Genomic DNA, 17240 nt, shown 5'->3' with positions numbered 1-17240 from the left:
GACCATCTATTATCAATCAATCCAGAGTTAAGAGAAAGTTATGACGTTTACCAAGATCTTTTAGAATCCTTCGAAAATAAGGACCACACGACCTTTTTCAACTTAATAGATACCCTTCCAGTGCATTTAAATCAGGAGTTTAAAAAGGCAATTCTTTACCTAAACAAACACAGAATAGCGATTTGCAACGCCTTAAAATACCCTTATTCCAACGGCAAGCTTGAAGGGAAAAATAATTTAATCAAAGTGATCAAACGGATTGCTTTTGGTTTTCGTACTTTCCGCCACCTGCGCAAGAGAATTCTTATTCAGCAGAATCTCTGTATAATCATTTAAATAACAAAAAAAGAGAACACCGGAATGCTCTCTTTTCCAGATTTAATTCAAAACAACACTATTTGACAAAGAGCCTTTATTTTTACATTTTTTATGCGTGGGCTGCGATCAATTGTTTCAATTGGTCTTTTGTATGAACACCGACGACTTTTTCTACAACTTCGCCGTCTTTTTTCAATAACAAGGTTGGAATACTCATGATTCCAAAAGATGCGGGTGTTTCTGGATTTTCATCTACATCCATTTTTACGATTCGGAATTCATCTTCATCGTATTCTTCCGCTAATTGTTCTAAGATTGGTGCTTGCATGCGACAAGGACCACACCATGTTGCCCAAAAATCGATCAACACTAACCCCTTATCTGTTTCTTCAGAAAAAGTTTTATCTGTAATTGCTTTTGCCATTTTTTCTGGCCTCCTCTTTATTATCTGAATCAATTATAGCATTGACCTTTTTTTCTTCCTAATTTCTTGCTTACAAATAGTAAGACTACTTAAAGGTCACAATAGTTGCTCCGTTCCCGCCTTGATTTGCTGGAGCAAATTCAAATTTCTTCACGCTGGAATGGTTTTTCAAATATTCGGTGATTCCTTGACGCAAGGCACCGGTTCCCTTTCCGTGAACGATCGTCACCTGTGGATATCCTGCCAAAATGGCAGCATCCAAATATTGATCGACTTCGTTTAGCGCTTCTTCATACCGCTTGCCCCGCAAATCTAATTGATTGGGAACTGGGGCACTGCTTGCTGAACGAACGGAATTTACGATGCGTTGAACGGGTTCTTTTGCCGGTGCAACAGACTGAAGATCGGTTTCCGGCAACGTCATTTTTAAAATTCCCAATTGTACTTGCCATTGCTCGCCTTTTTTTTGCAACAGGATGCCCCGCTGTCCGTAAGAGGTGACGAGTACTTCATCTCCAGCTTTTAATTTCTTAGCTTGTTTGGCTTTTTGCAGTACTTTATTTTTCTTCAACTGCTCTTCTTGATGGAGATTACCTAATTTTGTCCGTACATCGATCAGCTCATGTTCTTTTACTTTTGTCTGACCGCCAGCCAGCTGCATTTTTCGCAGATCAGAGATAATTTTCTCGGCTTCTTCTTTGGCTTGTTCCACGATTTCATTGGCTTTCTCCCGTGCTTTTTTCATTTCAGTTTCTCTTTCATCGAAGAAAAAGCTGTAAGCCTCTTTTAAATCTCCGTGGAGTTTTTGCGCTTCCTCCACATAGTGACGAACTTCTAAATACTCTGTTTCCGTCATTTTGCGGCGATTTTCCAAATCTGCAATCATTTCATTCAAGTCTTGGCTTTCGCCGTCCATGATTTGTCGGGCTTCATCAATGATATTTTGAGGCAGACCCAACCGCTTCGAAATCTCAAAGGCATTGCTTCGTCCCGGAACACCAATCAGCAAACGATAGGTAGGACTCAATGTATCCACATCAAATTCCATGCTGGCATTGATGGTATTCGCCCGATTATATCCATAAACTTTCAGTTCCGGATAATGGGTAGTCGCCATCACATAGGCAGATTTTGCACCTAATTCATCTAAAATTGAAATCGCCAGCGCTGCACCTTCTTGTGGGTCGGTTCCTGCACCAAGCTCATCAAAAAGTACTAGGCTGTGGGCATCAACTTTTTCCAAAACGTTAACAATCGTGGTCATATGGGAAGAAAAAGTCGACAGACTTTGTTCGATGGACTGTTCATCCCCGATATCTGCAAAAATTTCTGTAAAAATTCCCATCTGGCTTTCTTCATCCGCTGGGATGGGCAAACCAGCCTGTCCCATTAATTGCAGCAAGCCCAAGGTCTTCAGGGTGATTGTTTTCCCACCGGTATTTGGTCCGGTAATCACGACTGCCTGGTACTCCTTACCAATCGTGATATCATTTGCCACAACCTTTTCACTGTCAATCAGTGGATGGCGGGCGTGCTTGAAAACCACGTGATTTTCCGGACTGATTTGCGGAACAACTCCTTGGACTTCTTTGGCAAAACGGGCTTTGGCATTCATAAAATCTAATTTTCCCAACACATAGGCATTGTGCAAAATATCCTTGCGGTGAGGAACCAATGCTGCGGAAAGTTCTGCTAAAATCCGTTCGATTTCTGACCGTTCAGCGATTTGATGCTGCCGCAGTCGGTTATTTGCCTCCACGATTTGTTTTGGCTCAATAAAAAGCGTTTGTCCGGAAGAACTTTGGTCGTGGACCACACCTCCAAAAACACTTCGGTATTCTTGTTTTACAGGAATAACATACCGATCATTTCGCATGGTCACAATCGTGTCGCTTAAATAGCGGGCATTTTTCCCACGAATGATTCCATCCAATTGTTCTCGGATCGTTTGTTCGCTGCGACGGATGTTTTGGCGAATACTCCGCAGTTCAGGAGAAGCATCGTCTGTCACATAGCCGTCTTCATCAATCGCTTCCTTTAATCGACGATTCAAGTCAGGAATCGTAATCAGTTGTTCTGCCCATTCATACAAACGCAAAAAATCAATCTCGCTGTCTTCTAGATCATTGATAAATCGCTTGATTTCACTAGTTGTCGACAGTACTCGGGAAACCTGTGCCAATTCGATACCGTTCAAATCGGCACCGATTTCGATTCGCTTCATTTGCGGGCGGATATTTTCAATTTTGGGAATCGGAATTCCCCCACGCAACCGTTGAACCTTTATTCCATCTTCTGTTTCCTGCAGCCAAGAGGTGATTACCGACTCTTCGCTGACTGGCTGAAGTTGTGCCAACTCTTCTTTTCCTTGAGAAGTTGCCAAATATTGTGCCACGAGTTGTTTGACTTTATCAAACTCCATAACACTAAGAATTCGATGATTCATTTTTTCACCTACTTTTCATTCATTCAAAAAAGGCCAGATTAAATAGCTAGTAGCTCAATCTGGTCCTTTCTACATTTACGCTAAAATATTTGTTACCCAAAGCTTTTCAAAAAACCAAGATAAAAATGGTGAATGTTCTACCATTGTACGGGCTGTTACACTCTTTCGAAAGACATTTTGGATGGTTGCTAATGGAACCATCGACAACACATACAAAATCAAGAAGATAACCGTGTAAGCTAGCAACACGTTCAAAACACCACTTAACAACCAGTCATTTGCCGGCAATAACCGTCTAAATCGTAAGTTGTTAAAGAAAATTCCAATAAACTTTGTGATCAGCCAACAGATAAAAAAGACCACTAAAAAGGCAATCGCTGCATAATACGCCTTATCTAAATCCAGTGCAGTCGTCTGATCGAAGAAAACCATTTTAGAATCTTCGGTAACTGATGGGTAAGGAATGTATAGCTCCAGCTTCTCCGCCAGATCTTTGTAAAAGACATTTGCGAGAATCATGGAGAAAACAAAACCAATCGTATACACAATCTGTAACGGTGCACCACGGCGACCGCCAACATAAAATGAAATAATTAAGATAAGAAGGAGGATCAATCCAAACATTCTTGATTCCTTTCTGCTATTCCTGCGTAGCTTTTTCTTGAATATCCCGCTTGCGCTGTTCATTCAAAATTTGTTGCGCTTCAACATGATTTTTGATTTCTACATCTTGCCGACCAGTACGATCCAGAACATCTCGAGCTTCTGCTTCAATCGCTTCAATTCGTTTGATTCGATTTTCCAATTCGGTGGATTTAATCGCCTGCTTATGTAATTCTTGGCTTTTTTTCTGAAGTTTCAAGAGTTCTTCTTGTTTTTTTAGCTGATCGGAGATCGCATTGACCGCCAATAAAATAGCCGCTTGCTCCGTATCAATTTGGGGAGACATGGCTCTGATTTCATTCAATTGTTCGTTGACCAACTTCGTAACAGTATCCATATGACGATTGCTTTCACGTCCGATGATGGTATATGTTTGGTTGGCAATCACCGCTTTGTAACGCTTTTTTTCTGTTGCCACGGGAATCAATTCCTTCCTAGTTTTACCAGCATTCCTAAATATAACACGCAGACAGCCGTTTCACTTTTCGCAAACTCTTATTTATTATAAGCGAAAAACAAGAGAATTTCTACGGCTAGTCCAAATTATCCCTCACGTTTTTTTCAATCTATGGTAAAATTTACATCAGAGAAAAAAGACAGGATGAAGAAAATGAGCCACGTAGTATTAAAAGTTTCCAAAATAAAGATCACTGAAATGAAACATGCCTATCAAAACGATCTGCTGTCAAAGCAAGTCCCTTATACGGATTTCATTGCCAAAAAAAACGGTACGACCATTACTGCCTACACTTCCGGCAAAGTCATGTTCCAAGGTCCACAAGCCGAGCAAGAAGCCGCTCGCTGGGGAAGCGTTTCAGAAAAAAAGACTCCTACAACAACTGTTCTACCAAAAGATTTTGCGCAAAAAAGCATCATCGGCAGCGACGAAGTGGGCAATGGAAGTTATTTTGGTCCGTTGGTCGTCTGTGCTGTTTATGCTGAACAACCCGTTTTACCAGCTTTACAAAAACTAGGAGTCAAAGATTCAAAAATGCTGACGGATGTTCAAATTCGAAATCTGGCACCTAAAATCAAGGAGCTAGTTCCCTATCAACAACTGATTGTTGATCCCAAGAAATACAATGCGATTCAACCCACCTACAATGCTGTTCGTATGAAGGTTGCATTGCATAATCAGGCAATTTATTTACTGCAACAAAAAATCGCCCCTAAACAGCCAGAAGCGATCTTGATCGATCAATTTACAAATGAAAAAAATTATCGAAACTATTTACGAGCAGAAAAAAATCAAGTGACCGAGAAACTTTTTTTCATTACCAAAGGCGAGCAATACCATTTGGCTGTGGCTGCTGCCTCGATTCTTTGTCGAGCAGCCTTTTTGGACGCTCTGGAACAGGCTTCAACTGAAGTTGGTATTCCTTTGCCTTCAGGTGCTGGTGCAAAATCCGATGCCGTTGCCGCAAAAATATTAACAAAAGGCGGACTGGCGCTTTTGACCAATTATGCCAAACTACATTTTGCCAATACGCAAAAAGCTTTGAAATTAGCTGGAATGGAATAAAAAATTTGGTCAAAACCAACTAATCATAAAATTGATCGAGTACTCTTCATTCAACGCTCAACGATAAACCTCTGGCAATATAAATTGGTGATTTTCTTCAAAAAGTAAACCAATCTGTAACAATAAATCTTCCCGACCTTTCGACGCCATAAACTGAATCCCCATCGGCAAACCTTCTGCTGTAACGAATGTTGGCAAGCTGATGGCGGGATGTCCGGTGAGATTGGCAAGCTGAGTGTAGGGAGTGATCACTAAACTTTTTTCAAACATTTCATGGATCAAGCGATCCAATTGCTCCTTTGAAAATTCTGCGGAATGATGCAGTCGTTCACGGATGTCATCGCTTTGCAAATCCGCCAAAATTTCTGGGGCTGGGTGCGCAGTAGTAGGCGTCAGAAATAAATCATAGGAAGCGAAAAGCTGCTCCATTTTGTAGGCAGATTGATCCCATAAATGCAATCCATTAATGAATTCAGCAGCTTGAATATACTTTCCATATTGATAAATTCCCCAAGTCATTAATTCCATGTCTTCTTTTTCAACAGGACGCCCAATTCCTTCTGAAATTTCAGCAAACATCGCCGCCGTTTCACCGCCGTACATCAGATAATAACTGTCGATCAGTGCTCTGCCATCCAGCGGGTACTTGATTTCAGTTACTTCATGTCCTGCCTCGGTTAAAAAAGCCACTGCCTGTTTTACCGCCTCTTGCCCACTTGATGCCACGTCACTACCAACTGGGGATTCTGTTGTAAAGGCAATCCGTAATTTTGAATTAGACGCTGCTTTGTGGTGGTGCCATTCTTCTCGCACCGCTTGATAAGGAGCAACTTTTTCGACCCCTTCTCGCAGTCCGTAAAAAAGACGTTCCGTATCTCTCATTGAAATAGTTACCGCAAAATTAATAGCTGCTCCTTGCCACCCCCGCCAATTATTTGGTCCAGTAGGTATGGCTCCGCGTGTCGGTTTTAAGCCAATCAAGCCACAAAATGCGGCTGGGATTCGAATTGAACCGCCGCCATCACTGGCTCCGGCCATCGGAAAAATTCCTGCTGCAACCGCCGCTGCCGCACCTCCACTTGATCCCCCCGGCGAATGTGTTAACTTCCAAGGATTTCTTGTCGGTCCATAAAGCTCGGGATCAGTGATATTTTTAAATCCAAATTCCGGTGCATTTGTTTGACCAAGAGGAATCAATCCGCATTTTTCCAACTGACGAACAAAATTATCCGTTCGTTTTCCCCGACGCTGACGCAACACACGCGAACTGGAATTCGCCAACCAGCCCTGCTTTTCCTGTCCTAGCATCTTCAATGGAATTGGCAGTCCGGAAAACAATGAATCCGTCGTTTGTCTTGAATGAAACTCCCTGATTGCCTGCGCTTCATCAAACGTAATAAACGCATTCAACGCTTTTTGTTTCTCTACCTTTTGTGCAATGTCCTTCACCAATTCTTCAAAACTGACCTTCTTTTTTGCTAACTGCTCTGACCAATAGATACCATCTTTCATCTTGATCCCTCCTTAGCACTTTTCTTATTCATAGCATAGCTCAAATTTTTCTACAACCCATCTGCTTGATGGGAAGCGAATAACACACGTCATTTTTGAATTATTCCCCATTTTATGGCAAAATACTAACGAAACTCATGGGAGGAATAGAAATGAAAAAAATTGCCATTATCGGCGGAGGCATTATCGGTTTGACCCTCGCTAATTATTTGGATACGAATAAATTCTCAATCACCCTTTTTGACGAGCCCACTGGTCAGGCAACAGGCGCAAGTGCCGGTATCATTTCCCCTTGGCTGTCAAAACGGAGAAATAAAAAATGGTATCGTCTGGCTCAAGACGGCGCAGCTTTTTTTCCAAAATTGATTGCAGATATGCAGTTGGATGAAAAGATCTATCAACAAACCGGCACCCTTCTTTTGCGAGATACTGCGGAGTTGGAAACTGTTGCGCAACTTGCTGAAGAAAGAAAAGCTGGGGCACCTGAAATCGGCGATATCCAATTATTAACGGCAGCAGAAACTCAAGCATCCTTACCACTCTTAAACAAAATTCCCTCACTAAAAATTTCTGGTGGTGGAAAATTGGATGGCAAGGCTTATCTGCAACACTTGACTCGGCGAGCAAAAGCAAAAAATATCACGATTATTTCGGCGACAGCCAATCTTCGTCAGACAGAAACCGGCTGGCAAGTTCTCACGGATCAGCCATTGGATTTTGATTTAGTTGCTTTAACTCCCGGACCACGATTAAAACAACTACTGGCACCACTAGGATTTCACGTTGATCTTCGACCACAAAAAGGCCAGTTAGTCGTTTTTGAAACAAATTTCAAGGAAAGCGGCAACTGGCCAGTGGCAATGTTAGATGGGGAAGCAGATTTGATTCCATTTATAGATGGTACTATTTTATTGGGGGCTACCCATGAAAATGACGCTGGTTGGGATTTGCAGCCCACCAATGAAGCTTATTTACAACTGACGGAAAATAGTCGGCACTTCTTCCATGCACCAGATGAATTATTTTCCCACTTTAAAAAAATACAAGTAGGTACCCGTGCTTACACGGCAGATTTTGCACCATTTTTCGGACCACTGGAAACAGCCCCTTCTCTTGCGGTTGCCAGTGGCTTAGGCTCCTCCGGCCTAACAACCGGACCTTATATCGGTTATCTTTTAGCAGAATATTTCAACACTGGTCAGCTTCAAACCACCCCTTACGAAAAATCCTTGGATACTTATATCCAGTAGTGAATGACATTAGTAAAGATTATTTGCTGGAAAGAATCATCTCTTCGGTACAATAAGTGTTCCTTAACTGAAGTGATCCCAAAAGTTAGATTTTTGATCTAGCTTTTGGAATCACTACAAAATCAGGGAACATTTTCTATTTGTAACCCAGAGTTGTTACGTTTCTCATTTATTGATAAAATAAAAAATACAAACGCTTTCTAAATAAGTACTCAACGCTACGTTGTATCCTATTTTATTCTATTCAACAAAAAAGACAGCTGTCTTTTATAGTAATTCGTCAAAGCGAGGGATATAGTGATGTTAGAAATCGGTGAGCAATTAAAAAAGTTAAGGGTACAAAAACAGTTAACACAAAAGGAGGTAGCTGACTACTTAAATATTACACCTCAAACCATCTCTAAGTGGGAATTAAATCGAAGCTATCCAGATTTAGATCATTTAGTAAAGCTGAGCCGTTTTTTTAATGTAGATATCAATTTAATTTTGGGTATAAAAAAAGAAAGTTTTATAAAGGGATGGCTCACAAAAGAGAAAACAAGAAAAAGGGGGTCAAAAATTATGAAAAGTGATAAAGTAGACACTATTCACGGTAATGAAAAAATCGTCATTATTAATAAAAAACATGACCTTGATGAATTTACCGCCTATCCTAAATTGCGTTCACTTGCGTCTCGTTGGACTTCAACCAATACTCAGAATAATTACCTACGTTTTAATTCCGAACTGACTGACGTAGAGCTTTGTACAAAGATTTCCCAAATAGTCCATGTTCCTATCGAAGATGTTCGCATTTATGAAGCCCCATTTTTATGGATTTGATGAGATATCAGCCCGCAACACTGTTTCTTCTCTCATAAAATTTTGACATTCCACTGATCGCCACAACATTAAACGACAAATAAGCTGAAACCCATTAACCGGATTTCAGCTTGTTTGGTACCTATTTTTTATTCGGTTCCTCAATCAAGTACCCATCTTCCATGCGATACACCCGATCACTCCATTGAATCATGCGAGCATCATGGGTGACCATAACCGTAGCTTTTTCGTTTTCATGGGCTTCCTTGACCAACAGCTTGACCACCTCATAAGCATGATCTGTATCCAAGCTGGCAGTGGGTTCATCTGCCAAAATCAAACTGGGCTCGTTGAACAGTGCTCGGCCAATCGCCACTCGTTGTCTTTCCCCACCGGATAAATCCCGAGGAAATTTCTCTTTTAAATCATAAATATCTAACGAACGCAAAATACTTTCCACACGTTGGTCTTCTTTTTTTCTCTTCTCCACTTTATCGACTAAATAAAATTGCTCCTTTACCTTTAAAAAAGGAATCAAATTGGAACTTTGCAGAATAAAACCGATTTCTTTGAAACGTAGGTTAGAACGCTGTTTGTCCGGTAATTTAGAAAAGTTCGTATCATTAATAAAAATTTCTCCAGAAGTCGGATTTTGCAGTCCGCCGGCAATCGTTAGAAAGGTGCTCTTCCCTGAACCGGACGGCCCAATGATACTGACAAACTCCCCTTGCTTCACAGTAAAATCAATGCCCTTTAGCGCTGTGATTTCCGTATGACCTTTTCCAAATGTTTTGACAATATTTTTCATTACCAGAATATCTTTCATCACTTTTTACCCTCCGATTGCCGTAATAGGATCAACTTTTGCAACTGTTCGAATAGAAAACAGCCCGCCGATAATTGCTACTAACAACAAAATACCGCTGTATAATAACCACTGAACGCCCATGACCGCAAAAGGCATGGCATCAGGCAGGACAAAGCTTGTTCCATAAGCGAGGACAAAGGCAATCGCCACACCCAGCACGCCCACGATAAAGGATTGACTGATGATGGATTTCGCAATGAATTTATTGCTGATTCCCTGTGCTTTCATCACACCAAAAATAGCCGTCTTTTGCAAAGTGATTACATACATAAAAATCCCTACTACCGCAGCAACAACGAAAAATAAAAAGTAAATCATTGCACCAAGAGTCAGATTTTGTGCGGAATACCCCGGTAAGTTTTCAATGAAGTCAGTGGTTGTCAGTTTTTCCAGTTTTGTTTCACTGTCAGCATTGATTTTACCATTTTTCGATTGCAGCACGATGCCATTGATTGGCTTAGCATCCTCAGATAAAAATTGCTGTTTACTGAATTTCAACTTAGTCCAGGTATCTAATGACGTATAGGCAACCGGTGTGACTGCGTAATAAGTCTCGGGGAAAATACCTGTGATGGTTAATTTCTCCGATGAACTGCCGATTTCAACCACATCTCCAACTTTAAATCCTTTATCCGCTAAATTCTTTGAGATAATAATTTCATTTTCTTGATTGAAACCTTTTCCTTTAGTAATTTCTGGGAGCAAAAAAGCATCTTCCGATGTCCCGAACACGGAAATATTGATTTTTTCTTTTCCCTTGGTAATGGCTCCGCTATATAAACCGATAGGTGCTTTTTTTGTTCCTTCAACTGCCGCTAAATCATTTCTTGTCAATTGTGAGGCAGCAAAGGTTTTATTTGCATCCTCAGATAGAACAATTTCTTGAGCATCCCAATCAATAATTACCTTTTTCACTTCTTCTGCCAATCCACTAGCCAAGCCGGATAACATAAAAACCACATAGGCAATTAAAAACATGATACCGATTACTAAGCCATAACGCAGCTTTGCATAGCGCATTTCTTTGATTGCTAAAAACATAACCTTCTCCTCCAACATATAAACTATTTCTCAAGTGACACTTTGTCACTTGATTTATTCTAAACTAAAATTCTCTCTTTGTCACAAAAAGAAGCTTGAAAAATTTTTATTTTCCTGCAACCTTTTGCTGCTTTCTATGCTCTAAATTTTTAAAACCTCCAGCGAGAAAACTTTCCCCGCTGGAGGTTTTAAAATTACCGCTCTGAAATACTTCCTTTGGTTGGAGAAAAAGCATCCGTAATTGCATCTACATAATACATGCAACGCAAGGTACTTGATAACACCATTTTTATGACGGATTGCAATTGTTCTTCCTTATTAAGAGAATCCCCCTTCTTTTGTTTATCCCTTACCCTGTATAACCCAAACAAACCTCATGATAAGGAAACCAGTTCTCTGTTAAAACCACCTTGTCTTTATTCACTTCGTCTAAATGATGCATAAGAAACTGATCCAATTTATTTTGCTTGAAATATTTTTTTAAGTGTATCTTGGGTTGCACTCTTTTCTGATGCTGATCCACTTCTAAGAATCCAGCGATTTCATCATCTGATAAAATCAGGTAAAAACTTCTATCTAACAGCACATCTTCTTTTGAGAATATTGGGGCTTCACTCTGGTAAATTGATAAATTATATTGATTATCTTCCTTTACAAATGATTCACAAAAGATTATTTGACTAGTTTTCTTTATGATCGACAGTTCATTTTTTTCTATCTTTTTCAATAGAATACTTTTCATGTTCCTCACTCCTATTTTTTTATCAGTTAACTGGTGTGTCATATCTTACAACCTTTTTGTTGCAAATGCAACATTTATTCGTTTTTCTTTTACAATTCAGCTAGTAAGTGGTACTATATACCAGTAGTAAGTAACACTTATTAGTGGGAAAATAAAGAGTCGAGGTGTGTTCTCTGGAAAATCTAACGGAAATGTTGAAAGGTGTGTTAGAAGGCTGTGTGCTGGAAATCATCAGTCAAGAGGAAACTTACGGCTATGGTATCACGCGTCAGCTCAATGATCTAGGGTTCACCGATGTCGTAGAAGGCACTGTCTATACGATTTTAGTGCGCTTGGAAAAAAATAAATTTGTTGCTGTCGAAAAAAGACCTTCTGGAATCGGACCACCAAGAAAGTTTTATACCCTTACGGACACAGGGCAGGAAAAATTAACCACGTTCTGGGAAAAATGGAATTTTTTAAGCACACGAATTACTACTCTCAAGGAGATGAAAAAATATGGCAAATAAAATTATCAAAAACAGTTTAGACGTCATGGAAAAAGGACTGGAATCCCTAAAAAATATAAAGAAGGACAAAAAAGAATACCGAGAATTTTTAGCCCGAGTCAAAGCTCTGCCTGAAGAATATCAATTTGTTTACGAAAAAATCTCTCACTACATGTGGGGAAATTTTGGCGGCGGTGATGGCTATGATTTAATTGCGATTCAAACAGATTTATTGGAATTATTTGAAGCAAGTGTGGCAGAAGGAAAGAAAGTGTTGGAAGTTACTGGTGAAGATGTAGCAGAATTTAGTGATGAACTGCTGCGAAATGCCAGAACATTGACGGAAAATCAACGGGAAAAACTCAACCGCAGCGTACAAAAAAAAATCAATAAAAAATAAATTGAAGTAAAAAAGTGAGACACATGTCTTGCTTTTTTTTATCCTTTTAATTCCTTTAGTTTCCTAATTATCAATATTTTTTTCATTTTATTTCATTTTCACTAAATATATGTTACTATTTAGGAAACAAAAGGAAAGTAGTGAGAACTATGAAGGACATTTTAGGAAAAAACAAGAAATTTCTGATTATCACCTTTATGCTGGTTGGACTTACGACGGTGACAAATTTGGTCATGCCGCTTGTATTACAGGGAACGCAGGCAGAAAACGTCGGTCACTTCTCAAAAATTGTGGGAACGATTTTTGCTGGATTAAGCGTTTCTTTTCTTTTACAACTGTTTCTTTTAATCTACCGTCAAAATTACGCAGCTCATATGAATACCCGCTTTCTTTCTGAATTGATCAAAAAAATGTATCAAATGAAAGTAGCAGAATATGTTCGTCTGGAACCAACTTATCTTCTTAATCGTTGCTTCACGGCAGTCGATGCTCTTTATCTTTTTGTCACTTCTTCATTAAGCGATTTAGCTGGCAGTATTCTAATGTTAGGTGCGGTTTTGGTCTTTGCCTATTTTATCCATTGGTTGATTTTTATTCTTTTACTATTTTTGATTCCGTTAAATTATTTTGGGTATCGTTTGATTAATAGGAAATTACAGGAAAAGATGCTGAAGATGCAGTTGCAATCCGCTACGGTGAATAAAGATTTGGTGGTCACCTTGAACAATGTTGATTACGTGAAACAATTTGCCGATTTCTCTTCGTTAGAAAAAATTTTTCATCAAGACCTATTAGCAAGTTATCAAACGCTTGCGGATACAAATAAATTTGCGCAAGGTAGCAGCGCAACACTACAATTTATCAATCAGCTTTGCCAAAATGGTCTTTATTTATTTGTTACCTATGATATTTTTAATGAGCAGTTGCCTTTTTCCAGTATTCTGTTACTTGGCATCCTGCTCCCGCTCTTTTTTTCCGCCCTTAGCCAATTATCAAAAATAAATATCGATAAGAAAACCTTAGACACCAGTCAACTGTTTATCACAGAACAATTACAAGAAAACTGCGAGCATGAAGGTGCAACCGCAATTACTGGTATTCAAGAACTCCGATTTGAAACACCTCGTTTTTCTCGGAAAGAAATTTTTTCCTATCCATTATCAGAAAAACTGGTACCTGGAGACGTCGTTTATTTAAAAGGAATTTCTGGAAGTGGAAAATCCTCCCTGTTAAAACTGCTGCTAGGATTTTATGAAGCGGAAGGAATCACAATCAATGGCATTCCCATCAATGACATTAAAAAAAGTTCTCTGCGGCAACACATTTGCTACGTTTCACAGCAGGTCACGATTCTTTCACGAAGCTTAGAAGAAAATATCGGCTGGGGGCGAAAATTAACGCTGGAAGAAAAGCAACGAATCGAAGAGTCGGAGATATTGGCACCTATTTTAAAAACCAAGAACTGGCAGACGATTCTTAGAGAAAACGGAGAAAATCTTTCTGGCGGGGAAAGACAGCGCATTGCCCTTGCTCGACTTTTACTTTTACACGCAGATGTCTATATTCTTGATGAGGCAACCAGTAGTATCGACCAAGAATCAACTCAAAAAATTTTGGAAATGCTTTTTAAAAAGACAAATCAGGCAATTTTCATTTATACTAGTCATGATGAATTAAATCAACGGTTTGCAACAAAAATTATTCAATTATAACGGAGGAAGTCCATGAATGAAGAATACATTTATACCGTAGAAGATATTGCAAAAAAATTAGAAGTCACCCCTCGAACAATCCGTAATTATTTAAAATCAGAGATGCTTAGAGGAAAAAAAATAGGCGGAAAATGGCGATTTTCTGAAAAAGAATTGCTGGCCTTCAACTCTGTTGATACCGATGATCCCCATGCACTTTTTTTCAATCAAAAACCCATTGAAACACAAGCTATGTTAGTGATTGCCTATGTTTTCGACACCACCGAACAGCTAGCTAAAACAAAAAGTCTTCTTCTGGCAGAATTTGATGCCGTCTATTCGGGAAATCAGCGCAGTTTTTATTTTCAAAAAAAAGACGATCATCACGCAGAATTCACATTGATTGGCCCTTTTCCCTATATTTTGCGTTTTGGCGGATGGATCGAAAAACAACTGAATTAATTGTCTGTCTGCGAGCCCTTTTGAAAAATTCCGTTTTTCAGCCATTGGGTTCGAAAAGCGTATTCCTGAAGCAAACGTTCCTTTGGCCATCGGTAGACAAAATAATCACTTAATAAATCAATCACGATTTCCATTGTAAATCGTAAAAAAGACATGGCTTCCTCCCGGGAGGAAAATTGAAAGGCGTTTTTAATCAAAATTTGCTGCCATTGCTGATTGAGTCCTCGCATTTGCGCCGCAATTTCAGGATTGTATGTGCGGGGCAGTTTTTCTCCCAAAACCAGAAGTTTCATCCCACGATAAGTATCCGAGTGCTTCTCCAATTGTAAAAAATTTAGTAAAAAGCGTTGGATTCCTTCGAAAAATAAATCTTCTTCACCATGAATATCAGCCACGATTTTTTCATGAAGAATTAAGGCGGTATCATCTAATAAGTAATGATATAGGTCATCTAAATCAGTAAAATATTTATAAAAAGTTCCCCGAGAAACCTTTAATGCTTGGATGATATCGGCAACCTTAACCTGATTTAAACTTTTGTCTTCAAATTCCCGTAAACAAACGGATAAAATCTGCTGTCTTCTTTCTTCTGAAAAATTCAAAAAAGTAAGATTTGGCATTCTTTTGCTCCTTTGCTCTCTTAGTTACTTGTACTATAGCATGGAGGTGACAGCTTGTCATTTGAGAACCTGAAAAAAACCTCTCTTTGAAAAGCTCAGGCTTTCAAAGAGAGGTTTGATTTTTCTTAAGCTGCAAGAGGCTCGATTTTTACAAATTGTCCCTCTTCCGATTCCAGAATTTTTACGATTTCATGGTAACAAATCATTTCGCTCTTTTCTTCGATTTCCAACAAAAGAACCTCGTATCCTGTCATCGGCATCCCTACCACCAGATTCTTAGTTTTCAGGTGAAGTTGCATGATTTCCAGCATTTGTAGCGACAATTTTTTTAACTCCTGTGGTTTCTTATTCTGTCGCCATTGTTCTTTTTGAAATAGTTGCAGACCGCCAAATAATATGGCATTTTTGACCGTTGCTTCTTGAATGACTTTCTTCATGTAGGTTTCCTCCATCAGACAAGCTGCTGGATCGTGACAGGTTTTTCTGCATGAACAGTCGCTGTTAATTTTGGTGTGTAATTTTTTGAAATTTCGTTTAACCGATTCGCCTCTTTTTGTGAGCAATCCACATAAAAGATAATCCCATCGTAGTGTTCCTCAAAACGTTGCAGGAAGGCTTCCGCTTGTGACAACCATTGTTTTTTAGCCAAATTATCATAAAAAATAACTTGTTTATTGCGTAATTGTGTCTGCGGCAATTGATTGCCAAAGCCCACAACTGCAATTTTATCTCCTGTATGGTGCCGCTTGATATGTTCCCAAACCTGTGTGATTTTTCGTTCGTTTCCTTCAATAATAAACATGCTAAATCTCCTCTTTCTAAAATGATCAATTTGATTTAGTAGGCAGCAATAGCCTGACTAAAAAGGATTCTCCATGCATGGCTATCACCCCCTTTGATTAAAAAATAACAAACGGTATCAACTACATTGTAACAGGTTAAAAAATTAAAGCAAATGCTGCTACAAAAAAAGAATTTTCTTTTTTCTTGTCCATTTTTCCTCAGATACTGCTAAAATAGAGGTATCACAAACAAATGAGGCCACAAAATGAATTTTCAAACAATCCAATCAATCTATCCCGAAAGTACCTTGAATCTACTACCAAGTGAAGACCAAGGCATTGTTAGTTTTCCTGTTAGCGAAGGATTCGCCTGGATTAAACGGACTGAGCTCGGTTTAAAGGAAGAACAGCTGTTGCAGGCACTGTTGCCACAAAAAAAAGCTACCAGTCCGGCAATTCAGCACCAATGGTATCGTATTCTTTTCAAGGACGAACCAGCTGCCAAAGAAACGACTCTCCGAGTAATTCAATTACAGCTAAAACCTAATACCGGTTTTTTGAAAAAAGAATGGCAAAACGAAATCAGAGACATGTTCCCAGCTTTACTGGACTGCTTCTTTTTAGACGACACTCATGTCTTTATCGTGGAAGAAAAAAAAGATACCAACTATACTGCCGAAGAAATTTTCGGACTATTTCAAGCTTTAGACAGCGATTTTGATGTCTACTCGCAAATTTTTGTTGGTGCTTTTCACAAAAATATTCTTGCCATTTATGAAAATTTCCAAGAAGAACGCAAGATTTTCCAAAAACAATTAACGATTGCTGGTACTCAAAAAGAATTTCCCTTCACCCAATCAGCAATCGCCTATCTTGTAGAAGACACCATCAAAGAAAACTTTTTTATGCGCTCTTTTTATGAAGAATGGTTCGTTGATGACATGTCGACAATTTTGCAAAGCCTTTGGCATAATCAAGGAAATGTCAGCTCTACCTCAAAAGAATTATTTTTGCACCGCAATACGCTTCTTTACCGCTTGGATAAATTCCAAGAGGAAACCAAGTTGGATGTGAAAAATATGGACGATCTGATGTTTTGTCATCTATTGATCTCCTGCTTTGGGACGAAACGATTGTAATAAACACCACCGATATTCCTTTGAAAAAGAGAACTGCCATCCAGTAATCTCTGCAATAATATGAAATCGCT

At 39.2% G+C, this 17240-nt stretch carries 20 protein-coding genes; 9 read left to right on the top strand and 11 right to left on the bottom strand.

The window, feature by feature from the left end; all coding sequences use genetic code 11:
• Positions 1–336 (top strand): transposase (locus tag BAU16_RS03105; protein ID WP_161526409.1); only part of this gene is annotated, 336 nt, incomplete at its 5' end.
• Positions 337–427: 91 nt separating this feature from the next.
• Here the strand turns inward: BAU16_RS03105 and trxA are convergent.
• The 4 genes from trxA to zapA all read right to left on the bottom strand — a co-directional run bounded on the left by trxA (position 428) and on the right by zapA (position 4269).
• Positions 428–742, bottom strand: a complete 315-nt coding sequence (trxA, locus tag BAU16_RS03100; protein WP_048604740.1) for a thioredoxin — start codon at positions 740–742, stop codon at positions 428–430.
• Positions 743–827: 85 nt separating this feature from the next.
• Positions 828–3188, bottom strand: coding sequence for an endonuclease MutS2 (locus BAU16_RS03095; RefSeq protein ID WP_048604739.1), 2361 nt, complete (start codon positions 3186–3188; stop codon positions 828–830).
• A gap of 75 nt (positions 3189–3263) precedes the next feature.
• The gene (locus tag BAU16_RS03090) at positions 3264–3812 is read right to left on the bottom strand and encodes a CvpA family protein (protein WP_048604738.1); all 549 of its coding nucleotides are present in this window, start codon (positions 3810–3812) and stop codon (positions 3264–3266) included.
• A 16-nt stretch (positions 3813–3828) separates the two neighbouring features.
• Entirely contained in the window at positions 3829–4269 is a 441-nt protein-coding gene (gene zapA / locus BAU16_RS03085) for a cell division protein ZapA (protein ID WP_048604737.1), read from the bottom strand.
• A 192-nt stretch (positions 4270–4461) separates the two neighbouring features.
• On the opposite strand from zapA, the gene rnhC reads away from it, so the two are divergent.
• Positions 4462–5373, top strand: a complete 912-nt coding sequence (gene rnhC, locus BAU16_RS03080; protein WP_137605697.1) for a ribonuclease HIII — start codon at positions 4462–4464, stop codon at positions 5371–5373.
• Between the two features lie 57 nt (positions 5374–5430).
• On the opposite strand, the gene BAU16_RS03075 is transcribed toward rnhC, so the two are convergent.
• Positions 5431–6885 carry an amidase gene (locus BAU16_RS03075; protein WP_161526408.1) on the bottom strand — a complete coding sequence of 485 codons (1455 nt, stop codon included), beginning with the start codon at positions 6883–6885 and terminating at the stop codon, positions 5431–5433.
• 152 nt (positions 6886–7037) lie between these two features.
• Here BAU16_RS03075 and BAU16_RS03070 point away from each other — a divergent pair, with 152 nt between their 5' ends.
• Both BAU16_RS03070 and BAU16_RS03065 read left to right on the top strand, forming a co-directional pair.
• On the top strand, positions 7038–8135 hold the full coding sequence (locus tag BAU16_RS03070; protein WP_161526407.1) for an NAD(P)/FAD-dependent oxidoreductase: 1098 nt from the start codon (positions 7038–7040) through the stop codon (positions 8133–8135).
• A gap of 300 nt (positions 8136–8435) precedes the next feature.
• On the top strand, positions 8436–8957 hold the full coding sequence (locus BAU16_RS03065; protein ID WP_161526406.1) for a helix-turn-helix domain-containing protein: 522 nt from the start codon (positions 8436–8438) through the stop codon (positions 8955–8957).
• A gap of 121 nt (positions 8958–9078) precedes the next feature.
• Here the strand turns inward: BAU16_RS03065 and BAU16_RS03060 are convergent, their stop codons facing one another.
• The 3 genes from BAU16_RS03060 to BAU16_RS03050 form a co-directional block, all read right to left on the bottom strand.
• Positions 9079–9762: an ABC transporter ATP-binding protein gene (locus BAU16_RS03060; protein ID WP_048604733.1), complete on the bottom strand. Its 684-nt coding sequence runs from the start codon at positions 9760–9762 to the stop codon at positions 9079–9081.
• Between the two features lie 6 nt (positions 9763–9768).
• Entirely contained in the window at positions 9769–10845 is a 1077-nt protein-coding gene (locus BAU16_RS03055; protein ID WP_161526405.1) for an ABC transporter permease, read from the bottom strand.
• A gap of 349 nt (positions 10846–11194) precedes the next feature.
• On the bottom strand, positions 11195–11587 hold the full coding sequence (locus BAU16_RS03050; RefSeq protein WP_137605702.1) for a hypothetical protein: 393 nt from the start codon (positions 11585–11587) through the stop codon (positions 11195–11197).
• Positions 11588–11760: 173 nt separating this feature from the next.
• On the opposite strand from BAU16_RS03050, the gene BAU16_RS03045 reads away from it, so the two are divergent.
• From BAU16_RS03045 to BAU16_RS03030, 4 genes are all read left to right on the top strand, one after another.
• Positions 11761–12096 (top strand): PadR family transcriptional regulator, encoded by a 336-nt coding sequence (locus BAU16_RS03045; protein WP_048605325.1) that lies wholly within the window; start codon positions 11761–11763, stop codon positions 12094–12096.
• Complete coding sequence (locus tag BAU16_RS03040; RefSeq protein ID WP_202621231.1) at positions 12086–12475, top strand: DUF1048 domain-containing protein; 390 nt, start codon at positions 12086–12088, stop codon at positions 12473–12475. Before BAU16_RS03045 ends, BAU16_RS03040 begins: the two co-directional genes overlap by 11 nt.
• A 149-nt stretch (positions 12476–12624) precedes the next feature.
• The gene (locus BAU16_RS03035; RefSeq protein ID WP_161526404.1) at positions 12625–14187 is read left to right on the top strand and encodes an ATP-binding cassette domain-containing protein; all 1563 of its coding nucleotides are present in this window, start codon (positions 12625–12627) and stop codon (positions 14185–14187) included.
• Between the two features lie 12 nt (positions 14188–14199).
• Positions 14200–14628, top strand: coding sequence for a helix-turn-helix domain-containing protein (locus BAU16_RS03030; protein WP_048604729.1), 429 nt, complete (start codon positions 14200–14202; stop codon positions 14626–14628).
• Here the strand turns inward: BAU16_RS03030 and BAU16_RS03025 are convergent.
• The 3 genes from BAU16_RS03025 to BAU16_RS03015 all read right to left on the bottom strand — a co-directional run bounded on the left by BAU16_RS03025 (position 14625) and on the right by BAU16_RS03015 (position 16050).
• Entirely contained in the window at positions 14625–15248 is a 624-nt protein-coding gene (locus tag BAU16_RS03025; protein ID WP_137605705.1) for a TetR/AcrR family transcriptional regulator, read from the bottom strand. The two genes, BAU16_RS03030 and BAU16_RS03025, sit on opposite strands and share 4 nt — an antisense overlap.
• Positions 15249–15373: 125 nt before the next feature.
• On the bottom strand, positions 15374–15685 hold the full coding sequence (locus tag BAU16_RS03020; RefSeq protein WP_137605706.1) for a hypothetical protein: 312 nt from the start codon (positions 15683–15685) through the stop codon (positions 15374–15376).
• A gap of 14 nt (positions 15686–15699) precedes the next feature.
• On the bottom strand, positions 15700–16050 hold the full coding sequence (locus BAU16_RS03015; RefSeq protein WP_137605707.1) for a hypothetical protein: 351 nt from the start codon (positions 16048–16050) through the stop codon (positions 15700–15702).
• 246 nt (positions 16051–16296) lie between these two features.
• Here BAU16_RS03015 and BAU16_RS03010 point away from each other — a divergent pair, with 246 nt between their 5' ends.
• Complete coding sequence (locus BAU16_RS03010) at positions 16297–17169, top strand: helix-turn-helix domain-containing protein (RefSeq protein ID WP_137605708.1); 873 nt, start codon at positions 16297–16299, stop codon at positions 17167–17169.
• Positions 17170–17240 lie beyond the last annotated feature (71 nt).

Source organism: Enterococcus sp. JM9B, assembly GCF_009933265.1.
Taxonomy (GTDB): domain Bacteria; phylum Bacillota; class Bacilli; order Lactobacillales; family Enterococcaceae; genus Enterococcus_C; species Enterococcus_C songbeiensis.
This window is presented reverse-complemented; position numbering and strand designations above follow the sequence as displayed.